14 protein-coding genes are annotated in these 12,054 nt (G+C 72.9%); 4 read left to right on the forward strand and 10 right to left on the reverse strand.

What is annotated here, in order from left to right:
• Nucleotides 1–120 precede the first annotated feature (120 nt).
• On the reverse strand, nucleotides 121–378 hold the full coding sequence (locus tag ACZ4YL_RS36675) for a hypothetical protein (protein ID WP_468122396.1): 258 nt from the start codon (nucleotides 376–378) through the stop codon (nucleotides 121–123).
• Between the two features lie 206 nt (nucleotides 379–584).
• Between ACZ4YL_RS36675 and ACZ4YL_RS36680 the strand changes: the two genes are divergently transcribed.
• Nucleotides 585–956, forward strand: a complete 372-nt coding sequence (locus ACZ4YL_RS36680) for a hypothetical protein (protein ID WP_468122398.1) — start codon at nucleotides 585–587, stop codon at nucleotides 954–956.
• A 104-nt stretch (nucleotides 957–1,060) separates the two neighbouring features.
• On the opposite strand, the gene ACZ4YL_RS36685 is transcribed toward ACZ4YL_RS36680, so the two are convergent.
• Together ACZ4YL_RS36685 and ACZ4YL_RS36690 are read right to left on the reverse strand one after the other, a co-directional pair.
• A complete protein-coding gene (locus ACZ4YL_RS36685; protein WP_468122518.1) occupies nucleotides 1,061–1,432 on the reverse strand; it encodes a MerR family transcriptional regulator in 372 nt (123 codons plus the stop codon).
• Between the two features lie 27 nt (nucleotides 1,433–1,459).
• Nucleotides 1,460–2,233 (reverse strand): SDR family NAD(P)-dependent oxidoreductase, encoded by a 774-nt coding sequence (locus tag ACZ4YL_RS36690; RefSeq protein WP_468122400.1) that lies wholly within the window; start codon nucleotides 2,231–2,233, stop codon nucleotides 1,460–1,462.
• Between the two features lie 102 nt (nucleotides 2,234–2,335).
• Here ACZ4YL_RS36690 and ACZ4YL_RS36695 point away from each other — a divergent pair, with 102 nt between their 5' ends.
• Nucleotides 2,336–3,832: a hypothetical protein gene (locus tag ACZ4YL_RS36695; protein WP_468122402.1), complete on the forward strand. Its 1,497-nt coding sequence runs from the start codon at nucleotides 2,336–2,338 to the stop codon at nucleotides 3,830–3,832.
• A gap of 139 nt (nucleotides 3,833–3,971) precedes the next feature.
• Here the strand turns inward: ACZ4YL_RS36695 and ACZ4YL_RS36700 are convergent, their stop codons facing one another.
• From ACZ4YL_RS36700 to ACZ4YL_RS36725, 6 genes are all read right to left on the reverse strand, one after another.
• Nucleotides 3,972–4,931, reverse strand: a complete 960-nt coding sequence (locus tag ACZ4YL_RS36700) for a nucleoside hydrolase (protein ID WP_468122404.1) — start codon at nucleotides 4,929–4,931, stop codon at nucleotides 3,972–3,974.
• A gap of 156 nt (nucleotides 4,932–5,087) precedes the next feature.
• A complete protein-coding gene (locus ACZ4YL_RS36705; RefSeq protein ID WP_468122406.1) occupies nucleotides 5,088–6,449 on the reverse strand; it encodes an MFS transporter in 1,362 nt (453 codons plus the stop codon).
• Nucleotides 6,446–7,087 carry a helix-turn-helix domain-containing protein gene (locus ACZ4YL_RS36710; protein ID WP_468122408.1) on the reverse strand — a complete coding sequence of 214 codons (642 nt, stop codon included), beginning with the start codon at nucleotides 7,085–7,087 and terminating at the stop codon, nucleotides 6,446–6,448. Before ACZ4YL_RS36710 ends, ACZ4YL_RS36705 begins: the two co-directional genes overlap by 4 nt.
• A gap of 167 nt (nucleotides 7,088–7,254) precedes the next feature.
• The gene (locus tag ACZ4YL_RS36715; protein ID WP_468122410.1) at nucleotides 7,255–7,578 is read right to left on the reverse strand and encodes a hypothetical protein; all 324 of its coding nucleotides are present in this window, start codon (nucleotides 7,576–7,578) and stop codon (nucleotides 7,255–7,257) included.
• A 608-nt stretch (nucleotides 7,579–8,186) separates the two neighbouring features.
• Nucleotides 8,187–8,483 (reverse strand): hypothetical protein, encoded by a 297-nt coding sequence (locus ACZ4YL_RS36720; protein WP_468122412.1) that lies wholly within the window; start codon nucleotides 8,481–8,483, stop codon nucleotides 8,187–8,189.
• Nucleotides 8,476–8,766: a hypothetical protein gene (locus tag ACZ4YL_RS36725; protein WP_468122414.1), complete on the reverse strand. Its 291-nt coding sequence runs from the start codon at nucleotides 8,764–8,766 to the stop codon at nucleotides 8,476–8,478. The genes ACZ4YL_RS36720 and ACZ4YL_RS36725 overlap by 8 nt, the downstream gene beginning before the upstream one ends.
• A gap of 632 nt (nucleotides 8,767–9,398) precedes the next feature.
• Here ACZ4YL_RS36725 and ACZ4YL_RS36730 point away from each other — a divergent pair.
• Together ACZ4YL_RS36730 and ACZ4YL_RS36735 are read left to right on the forward strand one after the other, a co-directional pair.
• Complete coding sequence (locus ACZ4YL_RS36730) at nucleotides 9,399–10,226, forward strand: DUF6348 family protein (RefSeq protein ID WP_468122416.1); 828 nt, start codon at nucleotides 9,399–9,401, stop codon at nucleotides 10,224–10,226.
• Between the two features lie 431 nt (nucleotides 10,227–10,657).
• Nucleotides 10,658–11,263: a hypothetical protein gene (locus ACZ4YL_RS36735; protein ID WP_468122418.1), complete on the forward strand. Its 606-nt coding sequence runs from the start codon at nucleotides 10,658–10,660 to the stop codon at nucleotides 11,261–11,263.
• Nucleotides 11,264–11,282: 19 nt separating this feature from the next.
• On the opposite strand, the gene ACZ4YL_RS36740 is transcribed toward ACZ4YL_RS36735, so the two are convergent.
• Nucleotides 11,283–11,906, reverse strand: coding sequence for an ABC transporter permease (locus ACZ4YL_RS36740; RefSeq protein WP_468122420.1), 624 nt, complete (start codon nucleotides 11,904–11,906; stop codon nucleotides 11,283–11,285).
• Nucleotides 11,907–12,054 lie beyond the last annotated feature (148 nt).

Consider the following 12,054-nt stretch of genomic DNA (forward strand, 5'->3'; position numbering starts at 1 on the left):
CCGCTCCCGATCGTCCGTCCCCCGTCCGGGGAATCCTGCCATTGCAGGAGAAGGCGCAGCCAGGCGATTCCTCAGGCCGGCGGGTCGGCGGGCGGGCTGTGGCAGGGCTCGCCTCGCGCGTCAGTTGTCGACAGGGCCGGGCAGCCGACGGAGTTCGAGCAGAACCATCGCGATCTTCACTGCGGTGGAAATCGTCAGGGCCTGGAGGAACGGCATACCCGTCAGCCACAGGGCCACCATCATGACCGTGAGCACCAGGAACGCCGGGAGCAGGTTGGTCCGCCTGATCGCGGTCCGCAGGTGTCCGGCTCGGCTCGGATGCTGGTCCACCGTACCGATCGGGCGCGCGGCGACACCCTCTTCTTTGGCGTGCGGCATGGACTGCTGCCCCTTCCTCGTGTTCCTCGTGCTCGTCCCCGGGAACGAGCCTCGGGTCCGCCCCGGCGGGCTGCCACTGCTGCCACCCGCCCCGCCGCCATCCGACGTACAGGTTCACCTCACCGGCCCAGGTCCGCGGCGCCCCGCCCCCGGCCGACCGGGGCCCTTGGTCAGGAGGCGGCGCGCGCCGAGTAGCCTTGGCGGTCATGATCGCGAATCAGTGCCGTGCGGCGACGAAGAAGGGCGAGCGGTGCCGGGTCGACGCGCGACCGTCGGGTTTGTGCCACACGCATGACCCGGTGGTGCGGTGCCGGGTAGCGAACGCCAAGGGCAAGCCGTGCGTGATCGCGACGGGTGGCGGCCCGTGCCACCGGCACGAGGGACAGCAGCAGGCCTCCGTCGAGGCGGCGATGAAGCTGGTCAGGCTCTACGAACTGGCCGGAACCGATCCCCTCTTCGCGGTCGAGCGGCCCGCGGTCGAGGAGTACTGCTCGCCTCCCGAAGCCGCGACCGCCGCAGAACCGGGTGGCACTCCGCTGTCGCTGGCCTTCGTGGCCCGCACCCTCAACCTCGGCTGAACGAGCGGCCCTTGACGATGTCCCGGTCGGTCATGCCCCTCCGGTGGACGTTCCGCGGAGCGGCGTAGGGTCGTTGACGAGGGTGTGTGTGACGTTCCGACCCGTCAGGCCACCGGCCGCACGAGGTCGCCGGTCACCTGCCGCAGCGCCGCGGCCAGTCGGTCGCGGGCCTCGGTCTGGGCAGCGATGCGTTCGTCGAGGACCGCGAGCCGCTCCACCGCGACTCGGAGACCCGCGACCGAGGGCGCCGCCGCCGCTACGTCTCCGTCCAGACACGGGGCGAACACCCGTACGTCTTCCAGCGTGAGCCCTGCGGCCAGCAGGTAGCGGATGTTACGGACGCGCACGGCCGCCCGTTCGTCGTAGACCCGGTAGCCGTTGGCCGCCCGCTCCGAGGAGATCAGCCCCGCCTGTTCGTAGTGCCGCAACGCACGGGCCGTCGTCCCGGTCACCTTCGCCAACTCGCCTATCCGCACCTCGGCCACCTCCGGTGGCCACTCCTATCACGCCACCACAGCTCCGCCGTCGACCGGGAGTACCACTCCGGTGACGAACGACGCCCCAGGCGCGGCAAGCCGGGTGATCGCCCAGGCGACCTCCTCCGGTCGGCCGATCCGGCCCATCGGGGTGTGCGCCAGCTGCCAGGTGCGCACCGCTGCGATCTGCTCCGGTGCCAGGCCCTGATGCTCGCCGATCGGGGTGTCGACCGCGCCGGGCGCGACCGCTACCACCCGTATCCCCCGGGGCGCCAGCTCCACCGCCCAGCTCCGGGTCAGCAGCTCCAGAGCGGTCTTGGTCGCCGCATAGACCGAACTGCCCGGCCAGGCCCGCTGGCCCACCGAGGTGCTGACGTTGACGATCACGCCCCCGGTGGTCTCCAGAGCGGGCAGTACGGCTTGCGTCAGCAGGATGGGCGCGACCAGATTGGTGGCGATCTGAGGCGCGATCGTTTCGGGCGTGAGTGCGCCGAGGGCGCCGCTTCGTACGATGCCCGCGTTGTTGACCAGCACGTCCAACCGGCCGTGCGTCTCCAGCACCCTCCGGACGATCCGCTCGGGCTCGCCCTCCCCCGTGATGTCGGCGGCCAGCGGGGTGATCCGGGCCCGGTCGGCCGCGGCGGTCTCGCCGAGCGGTTCGGCCCGACGTCCGACCGCGATCACGTGGGCGCCCTCGGCTGCGAAGGCGCGGGCGGTGGCCCGGCCGATCCCGGTGCCGGCCCCGGTGACGACGACGATCCTGTTGTGCTGCCGTTCGGCGTTCTTGTCCATGCCGGTCATCGTTCAACGTTGCCGCCAGTGGCAAGGTCAAACCGCCGGTCAAGAAGGCCGTGAGCGGCCGCCGGGCGGCCAACGCCCCACGGCAGCTGACATGATGGCCGGATGCCCACTTCGCCCTCTGCCCTGACAGATCTGTGGTTGCGCGGGGTCGCGGCCAACGCGGGAGCCCCGGCCGGCGTCCTGCTGCGGCTGCTGGACCCGGCCGCCGGGGAGGCCCGGCAGATCCTGTGCGAGAAGCGCCCGCTTCCCCAGGAGGTCATGGACGCGGCGGTCACGCACCCGGAGCACAAGGTACGCCGGGCCTTCGCCCGCAACCCCCACGTCCCACCGGCCCAGCGCGCCCGTCTGATCAAGGACCCCCACTCCTTCGTCCGCGCGGATGTCGCCTCAGGACCCCGCCCGCGCCCGCGGCAACTCCGACCGCTGCCCGACGACGCCCTCATATCCCTGCTGACCGCCGAGGACGGCGGCGACTCCGGGCTGCTCACGGCGAACGAGATCGCGTCCGAGCTCGTGGCCTCGTACCAGATACCCGCTTCCTTCCGGCACAGGATGCTCCGGCACGAACATCACGCACTTCGGATCTTCGCGTCGGCGCCGTGGTCCTGGCTCACCTCCGAGCAGCGAAAGGCCCTGCTGACCGACCCCCACCCGGACGTCCGGGCGTCCGCCGAACGCAGCGCGCGGACGGAGGATCCCGCGGCCATGGAGGCGGAACTCCCGGAAGAGGCCTGCCACCACCGGTGGATGATCCTCGTCAACTACGCGCTGTCGGATGCCGTCGTCGAGGCGTGCCTGGCCGATCCGGAGTGCCGGTGGGCCCTCGCCGGCAACCCGTACACACCCCGCGACGCCTGCGCCCGGCTCGCCCGTGACGTCGACCCCGGGGTCCGCGAACGCGTCGCCGGCCGGGCCGACCTCGATGCCGCGCTGTGGGCGGAGCTCGCCGAGGACCCAGACGAGCGGGTGCGTACCCGGGCCCGGGTACAGCCGCTCCCCCGCACCCGGGCACAGTGCCTGGCCGTCGACCACGAGATGAGCGAGGACGCGTACGACTGCACCTGCCTGATCCTGGAGCCGTACGAGGAGCCGGACCTGGACTGGTACCGCGCGTGCGCGGTGTCCGAGGAAGTGATGCTGCGCCGGGCGGCCGCCAGATGCGCCACGCTGCCCGCCGACGTGGTGCGACGGCTGGCGGAGGACCCGGACGAGGAAGTACGTCACCGGCTGGCCTCCTGGCACCCCCTGGCCCCGGCGGCGATCGTCCTCGCGGCCTTCCTCGCCCGCCCCCGGCAACGCCCCCACCTGCTCATGCAGTCCCGGTTGCCCCGGACCGGCCTGGCCCACCTGCTCGGGCACGAGGACCCGGAGGTACGGGCGCTGGCGGCCGCCGACCCGACCGGGCGGGCCCCCGTGGAACTGCTGACGGACCCGGACGAGCACGTTCGCCGGGCGGCCGCTGCCAACCCGCTCTTCTCCCGGGACACCGTGGAGACCCTGCTCCAGGACCCGGCAACGGCCGAAGGAGCGGCGGCCAACCCCGGGCTGCCGGCCGTACGGCTGCACGCCTTGCTGGACTCCGCCCGCCTGCCGCGCTGACCGGCACGAGGGCGGTAGGCGGCGGGGCGGAGCCGGGGACGGGAACAGGAGCGGGACGGTGGGGCGCAGGAGAAGCTGCTGCCCCGTGGGTGCACCGTGTCCGCCTTGTTCGTCCGTCCGTTCGTCCGTTCGTCCGCCGTCAGGACGGCGCCGGCCCCTGGGCGGGCGCGCCGAGAGCCGCCACGGCGGCGACCATGCGGTCCCAGAACCGGCCGGTCTGCAAGGTCACGGCCACGCGCGCGTTGTCCGGGAGGCCCATGTACCGGTGCAGGTCCACCACGGTGGCGCCGCGCGTGTACCGGCCGTACAGCTCCACGGCGACGTGGGCGTCCACGCAGTGCACCAGCCCGGGATCGATGACCCGGGCCACCGCCACGGGGTCGTGCAGGGGTGGGCTGGGGAAGCCCCACAGCTCACGGTACGTGGACCCGAAGAAGGTCAGCAGGTCGGCGCAGGTCCGCCCGAGGGGCGTGCCCAGGGCCACGAAGCGGGCCACCACTTCGGGGGTGGCCAGTGCCTGGTGCGTGACGTTGAGCCCGCACATGGTGACCGGCACCCCCGAGCGGAGGACGATGTCGGCGGCCTCCGGGTCGGTGAGGATGTTGAACTCGGCGGCCGGGGTCCGGTTGCCGCGCTCCGTCGAACCGCCCATCAGGACGATCTCGCGGATGCGGGAGGCGTCCTGCGGGTACCGCTTCAGCAGCAGGGCGATGTTGGTCAGCGGCGCGGTCGGGACGAGGGTGACGGGCTCGGGATGCTCGTCCAGCAGCCGGTGGATGAGGTCCACGGCGTGCTCCGGGACCACGTCCACCGTGGGAGGCGGGAACAGCGGCCCGTCCAGTCCGGTGACCCCGTGCACGTCTGCGGCCACGCCGAGCGGCTGGACGAGCGGCCGGTCGCAACCGGCCGCGATGGGGACGTCCGTGATCCCGGCGACCGTGCAGACCCGGCGGGCGTTGAGCGTGGTCTTGTCGAGGGTCTGGTTGCCCGCGACCGTGGTGACGGCCAGCAGGTCCACCGCCGGGTCCCCGGCGGCCAGCATGATCGCGAGGGCGTCGTCATGGCCGGGATCGCAGTCGATGATGATCGGGACGGGCACGTCACTCCTGGCGCTGCGGGGCGTGGAACTCCAGTGTGCCGTCGGGCCGGTGCCCTGACCACACCGCCTCGCCCGGACCGCACGCGGCCGGTCGACCGCGTGCCCAACGGACGGCGAGCCGGACACCCCTCATGCCCTCGGACCGGCCTTCGGCGGTCAGATCTCGAAGGGCGCAGGTTCTTGGGGCGCGGCGGGGGAAGCTGCGGGTGGCTGAGGCTTCGTCGCCTCCGGAGCCGAGGGTGCGAGACCGCTGCGGCGAACCCACAGGAGGGATCCCGCCAGCAGTGCGGCGCCTCCCAGCAGCCAGGACACCGGGCCTGGCTGGAGGACCCCGACGACCAGGCCGGTGAGGGCTCCCACCAGTTGCAGGGCGAGGGACTGGACGGACAGCGCGGTGGCCCGGCCCGCACTGGTGACGCGGCGGTGCAGGATGTCGTTCTGATTGGGTCCCGCCGCGCCGAGTCCGAGGTAGAGCAGGCCGTAGCCGGTGGCCGAGAGCGCCAGGGCGCCCGCTCCGGTGGACGCCGCGGTGGCGCCGAGCAGAAGCAGCCCGCTCGCGCCGGCGCCGAGGCTCACCATGACCGCACGTTCGCCGCTGCCCGCCAGTCGGGCGGTCAGCGGCGCGAGGTGGCTGCCGAAGCCGGAGCAGATGAATCCGGTGCAGGCCAGTACGGCGAAGAGCACCGCCCCCGACTCCGACGCTCCGGTGACGGCCGCAGCGCGTCCCGGCATGAGCAGTTCGATCGTGACCAGCGCGCTGCCGGCCGCACCCGCGCTGAGGAACACCCGGCGGACCGGCGTGTCCCGACCGCCCAGACGCAGTCCGCCCACGACGGTGGCCGGGATGCCCCGGAGTACGTCGCGCAGGGCGGCGGCCGGCCGGGGCGGCTCGGGCAGAGCGGTCACGACGTACAGCACGAAGGCGATCTCGACCGCGGCGCCCAGCAACAGCGGGACGGACAGGGGCAGTACCAGCCCGGAGGAGGCTTCGCGCAGCCGGGCGCCGAGGTCCGGGCCGGCTCCGAGCAGCCAGGGAAGGGCGCCGCCGAGCAGGGTTCCCGCGGCGAGCGCGGCGGAGGTCGCGGAGGAGCCGCCGGCCAGGCCGGGGCGCAGATCGGCGCCGGGCCCTGTGTCCGCCTGGACGGTGTCGACGTACCAGGCTTCGGCCGGCCCGCTGGACAGGGCACGGCCCGCGCCCATCAGCACCATGCCCAGGCCGAGCAGCCAGGGAGCGGAGCCCAGGCCTACGAGGACCAGGGCGGTGAGGTTCAGCAGGCCGGCGGCGATCAGGACGGCGCGGCGCCCCAGGACGTCGGCCAGTCCTCCGGTGGGCAGTTCCAGTGCTGCGGCCGTCAGCGAGTGCGCGGCGAACAGGCCCGCGATCGTCGCCGTGGTCATGCCGCGCTCGGTGAGCAGCAAGATCAGCGGGGCGAGGCTCAGGCCCAGCGGCAGCCAGAAGAGCGCGCAGACCGTGATGTAGCGGCGGCGTGTGGTGGATATGTCCAGCGGCCTGGTCATGACGCGTTTTCGGCGTCCGTCGCCGGGCCCGAGACGTCCGGCTCTGCGGCGGGGTCGCGTGGCGCGAGGGGCAGTCCTGCAGTGAGGAGTACGACCTGCGCCGCGCGAGGATCCCCTGCATCACGGGCGGTCAGTTCCCCGAGCTTCCGGGCGAACACCTCCCGGAGTTCGGTGAGCGATTCGGGCGTCAGACGGGGCATCAAGTCGCTGATCCCGGAAGGCTCCACCCACTCCGGCGGCAGCCGGCCGTCGGCGATGTCGGCCTCGTGCCGGACGAGAGAAGCCTCCAGGTGCTCGATCTGGGCCCTGCGGGACAGGCTGAGCAAGGCGCGGCTGCCCGGTGAGGATTCCATCGACTTGTTGCTCCAGGCGGTCACGGAGTGCACCGCCTGCCACCGTCGCTCCCGGCCGTCCCGGTGCTCGGCCTCGGCGACGAACGCGTACTTCGCCAGGACGCGCAGGTGATAGCTGGTGGAAGCGGACGACTCCCCGGTCCTGACCCCGAGCTCGCTCGCGGTGGCCGGGCCGTCCTGCCGCAGCAGCCCGAGCAGCCGGATGCGCAACGGGTGGGTGAGGGCCTTCAGGGCTGCGGCGTCCCGCTCAGGATCGAGTACGCGTCTCTGTTCTTCGCTGCCCATGCAGGGAGGCTAGAGCCCTCGAAGACTTTCCAAAAGTATTTTTGCAAAACTTCTTTGGGGAAAAGGCTGCTCGACCGCAGTCGCAGACGCCCCGGCGGAAGAAGGGGACGCCACCCCGCCTGGGAGGTGGCGGCCCCTCACCCCGGTCCGTACGGGTTCGCGGGACGCTACTTGCCCATGATGTTGCCGGTCCACTGACCGGCGGCACGCTGCATCAGGGCCTCGTTGCTCAGGATCTGGGTCCCGGGTACGGCCGCCATGCCGACGTCACCGGCCGGCGCCGTGCCGTTGTGGGAGCCGACCGTGTTGTCGTGGCCGGCGTTGAACACGTCGTCGCCGGCCACCTGGCTCAGGTCACCGAAGACGATCGAGTACGTGTTGCTGACCGGTGCGTAGACGGTGAATGCGTCGTCGGCGGAGGCGGCGGACGCGCCCGCCAGGAGGATGCCACCGGCGGCGAGAGCGGTCAGGGCGCAACGGATCGATCGCACGAGTACAGCCTTTCGTGGAGGGGCGGTCGAGCAGTGCGAAGGTAGGCCGCGCTGCGCGGCCAGGCCCCGTACCGGCCGCCGTACGGCCCGAGTCCATCCGTACGGCGCAGCCACCAGGGCGTCGAGGGCCAGGCCGCGCGGGCCGGCGGACAGCCGGCCGCCTCGCGCCGACGCCCCCGGACCGCGCCCCGCAGCACATTCCCGTCCGTCCGGCGGAAGGCGGGGCGGCCGTTGCCGTTCCGCCGGCGCCCGCAGGGGCGAACCCGGTGCCGGACGCGGGCGGCGCCGAGTGCCCGGACGACAGCGGGCCCGAGGTGTGGCTGACCGCCGTCACGTTTTGCACCTACGCCGGCGGTCCCCAGGCGGTGATCGACCGCTACTGGGCCGCGGCTCCGGCCGGGGGCGGGAAGGCCACCCGGCCGCAGCCGAAGATCGCTCCCGGTCGCGTACTCGGCGCAGAACGAGTACTCCGTGTCCGTGAACGCAGTTCTCGACGGATCCCGTCCGGACTGCTGAGCCGGCCTCATCCTCGCGAGGCGGAGGGAACCGCATCTCTCGTCGCAGTTCGTGCGTACCGGCGCATCGTCGGCCGGGCCCTTGGCGGGTCTTCAGTACAGCAGGATGCGGGTCACGATCACCTGCGGTGGGGCCGCTTCCTTGGCGATCACGTACTCGATGATGCCCAGCGCCCCGTCCTCACCGAGCGGCAGAAGTCGGCACTCCGGCCAGTCTTCCGCCGCTGTGCTGCCGGCGACGAGTCCCCGGGTCTCGCCGATCTCCACCATCGCGGCCACGATCGGGCCCATCGCCCAGGGCGGCAGCGCGGGGTCGATCATGAAGGCGGTGACGTCCTCGGACAGCACGCACGGCAAGCCCTCGGAACCGTCGTCGAAGGTCTCACTCAACGGGCAGTCCCGCCGCCCGTCGCCGGTCGAGCATGTCCTGCACGGCGATCGTCGGTGTCGTTCCCGCAAGCGCGGCCTCGACCCGGCACTGCCGGCCCGGATCGGATTCGAGCATCGCGCGGCCCCACCAGCGCAGCAGTACGCCCTTCGCCTCTTCTGGCTGGGCGGCCAGGAGTTCGACGTAGAACTCCTTCGCGGCCTCCGGCGTCAGCGCGTCGGCGATGCCCCTCGCATTGCGCGGAACCCGCTCCGGCTCGTGCCGGTGAATCGGCTGTGCGGTCATCGCCCGCCCCTTTCCTTCTGCTCAGAGTCTGCCCTGCCGGCACCCTCACGGTCGACCGCCTGGGCCGGATCGGGGCCTTCCGGCAGGTCCGGGTCACCGACGGCCCGGCGCGGCCGGCCGGCCCGCACCACGGCGCCGGCACCACACCCTGACCACGGAGATGTATGTGGTCCACCGGCACCGCCTCCGTATGATCCTCCGCATGTCCTGGATACGCCGCCGCCTGCGCCGCACCGAGCCCCGCGCGGGCCGACTGCCCGATCTCGACTTCCTCGCCCTGGTCCGCGACGCCTTGGAGGAGGTCTCCCCCGGCTGTACGGCGGGCGCCGAGCTCAAGGGCAACTCACTTCTCAGCCCGCAGGGTTGGGCCGTCGGCGTCGGACCGGCGGGGCACGGGGACGACCGGCACTACGACCTGATCGCCTTCCCGGACGTGAGCATCCAACCCGACGTGCCCTGCTTCGTGGACTGCGTTGTGGTGGTCACCACTCCGCGCGACGCGGCCGGCCTCTGGGCCCGTTCCGCCGGTGCCTGCATGCTTGAGCTGCTCAACGGGCGCGAGGAGCTCGCCGAGCACTGGGGCGCCGATGACGAACACGGTGTGCCGGGCTGGCGGTCCATCACCTCGGGGCGTGCTGGCCTACGGGCTCTCCGACCAGGAGAACCTCCGTCTCCAGAACGCACTGGTGGAGGCGGACGTACTCCGCGAGATCGCTCATACCTTCACGGCCGACCTGGAGTCGCCCTGGTTCAACGGTGTGCGGGTCTTCTACGGCGGTGCCCCGGGCGCCGTGGAGGCCGAGGTCCGGGTCAACGGCGAGCGGCACGAGGCGGCCTCCGCCGCGCTGGCCGCGCTCGGGCTGCCCGAGCCGACCGTCTTCACCGTCGCCCGGTCCTTCACCCTGGTGCTGCCCGTCGGCTCCGGCCAGGAGGGGCACGGCCACGGGGCCGGCGGGTGCGGGTGCGACTGCGGTGGCACCTTGGACCCGGAGCATCCCGGCTTCGCCCACCCCCTCCCCCACCTGATCGGCGAACTCTCCCCGGCCGAGCGGGCGGAGCGGGTCACCGCCGACACCGGCGCGGTGATGGTCGCCGGAGGTGTCGGCAACTTCCTCAAGGTCCGGCTGCCGATCCGCCTCGACGACGGCCGCACCGTGGTCCACCTGGCCTGGGTGCGCCTGGCCGCCGAGGTGATCGAGGACTACACCCGCCGGGTGCACGAAGGCACCTTGGAGGGTCACCGCTTCGAGGGCCTGTTCGGCAACGCCATCGAGCCGTGGGGCGAGGAGCTGCTCCAGGCACCCGTCCTTCTCGGCGGGCAGCGGGAAGCGGCGGACGGCTCGATCCGGCCCAGCGAGGTTCTCGACTCCGAGCACCCGCTGCTGGCCCGGATCCTGCGCGAGAGCTGGCCCGCCGAGTTCGTACTCGGCGACCGCGACCCCAGGCCGGCCCGCTCCTGACCATCCACCAGGTGCGCACTCATTGCCCCGTGGTGCCCTCCACCCCGCCGCGCAGCAGTCGGACCAGGCCGGCAGGGCAGCACTGAACCGCCCCCAGCCCGCTGCGGGGCGTATCGCGTCCGACGAGGAGGGGATGCCGGGCGGAGGGCTTGCGGGACGTCGGCCGTCGGGGCCGGTCTCGGCCGGCGCCAGTCGAACGGCCTTGGGCCACCCGGCGCCCGCCGAAGCGGCAACGCCGCAGCCCTCCGGCCCCGCCCCGACTCGGCCCGTCCGGCTCGGCGAGTGCGTGCGCCGACCAGGCGTCGCGTCGCGGACGTTCGTCCACAGAGACCGGCGGGAAGGCCGGGTCCGGCGTACGGTCGACCGAGTGGCCGAGCCTCACGCGGCGGGGCCGGTCCTCCTCGACGTCCGACCCGAACGGGAGCCCGCCGATGCGCCTCTACGCACAGACTCCAGCACGTCGGAACCGCCAGATCCTCGCGGACCTGATCGCGGTGGTCCTGATGGCCGCGGCCGTGAGGTTCGCCCTGGCCGTCCACGAAGCCATCATGTTGCTGGCCGAGCCGGGCCGGAGGGTCGAAAGCTCGGGCGACAGCCTCGCCACCGAGCTCGGCAACGCCGGCGACGCGGCCTCGAATGTGCCGTTCGTCGGCGACCTCCTGAAGAAGCCGCTCCAGTCCGCTGCCGACGCCAGTACGGGGATCGCCGACGCCGGACAGTCGCTCCAGGACGCCGTCAGCCAGGTGGCCACCCTGACCACACTGGCTCTGATCGTCGTCCCCGTGGCCGTCGTACTGCTGCTGTGGCTCCCCGCACGCCTGCGCTGGATCCGGCGCAGCATCACCATGCGGCGCCTCCTCGACGCACCCGGAGGCGCCGACCTGCTCGCCCTGCGCGCCCTCACCGGCCGGCTGGGCGACCTTGCGGCGCTCCCCACGCCTCCAGGCGGTCTCGCTGACGCTTGGCGGCGCGGGGACCGGCAAGTCATCGCCGGCCTCTCCGAGATCGCACTCAGGCGGGCCGGCTTGCGGCCCTGACGGACGAAGAAGCCGAACGTCAGGCGCGGGCGTGGCCGGAGAGGGAGTGGAGGCGGCGGTGTTCAAGGGCTGCGGCGAGGGCATAGGCCCCGCCGCCCGCGACAGCGAGGACCCAGTAGAGGCCGGGGGCGGTGAGCGAGAGTGCCGCGGTGGAGGTCAGGGCGAGCCAGATGCCGAGGCCGTAGTGCAGCAGGTTGCGGCGTACGGCGCCCTCGGCGAGGTAGAGCAGACCGACGATCAGACCGGAGCCGGCGGGCCAGAGGACGGACTGGAGTTCCGGCTGGTCGAGCGCGGATGTGAGGCCGGTGACGGCGAGGAACAGGGCGGTGAAGGCGGCGATCCAGGCGGCGCCGAGCAGTTTGCCGGACAGGATCTCCGGTGGGGTGGCACCTCGTTGCGCCCGCAGGGCGGCGGTGGTGGTCAGGACGATGCCGGCCGCGACCCCGCCTCCGAGGAGCGTCATGGGCAGCCAGTCGGGGAGGTCGAGCAAGGGGGCGGCGCCCTGGGAAGCTGCGGCGGCGCCGTGGCCGAGTACGTAGGCGAGTCCGAAGCTGAGGTACGCCGCGCGGTTGTCGACCTCGCGCGGGCGACCGGTGGGGTGGGCACGGGCGACGGGCGGCGACACGGTTGCGGGGCTGGACAAGGTGGAGACCTCCATATGGGACGGCGGCCCGACGGGTGGGCGGACCGGCGGGTGGGAAGGGCCGCACGGCGACGGGCGGCGGGGAAGGAGAGCTTTCGGCGGGCCGGCGAGCGACTGGCCGCTGAGCGAGCAGCCGTCGGTGCGGGAC

Source organism: Streptomyces sp. NPDC030021, from assembly GCF_055574035.1.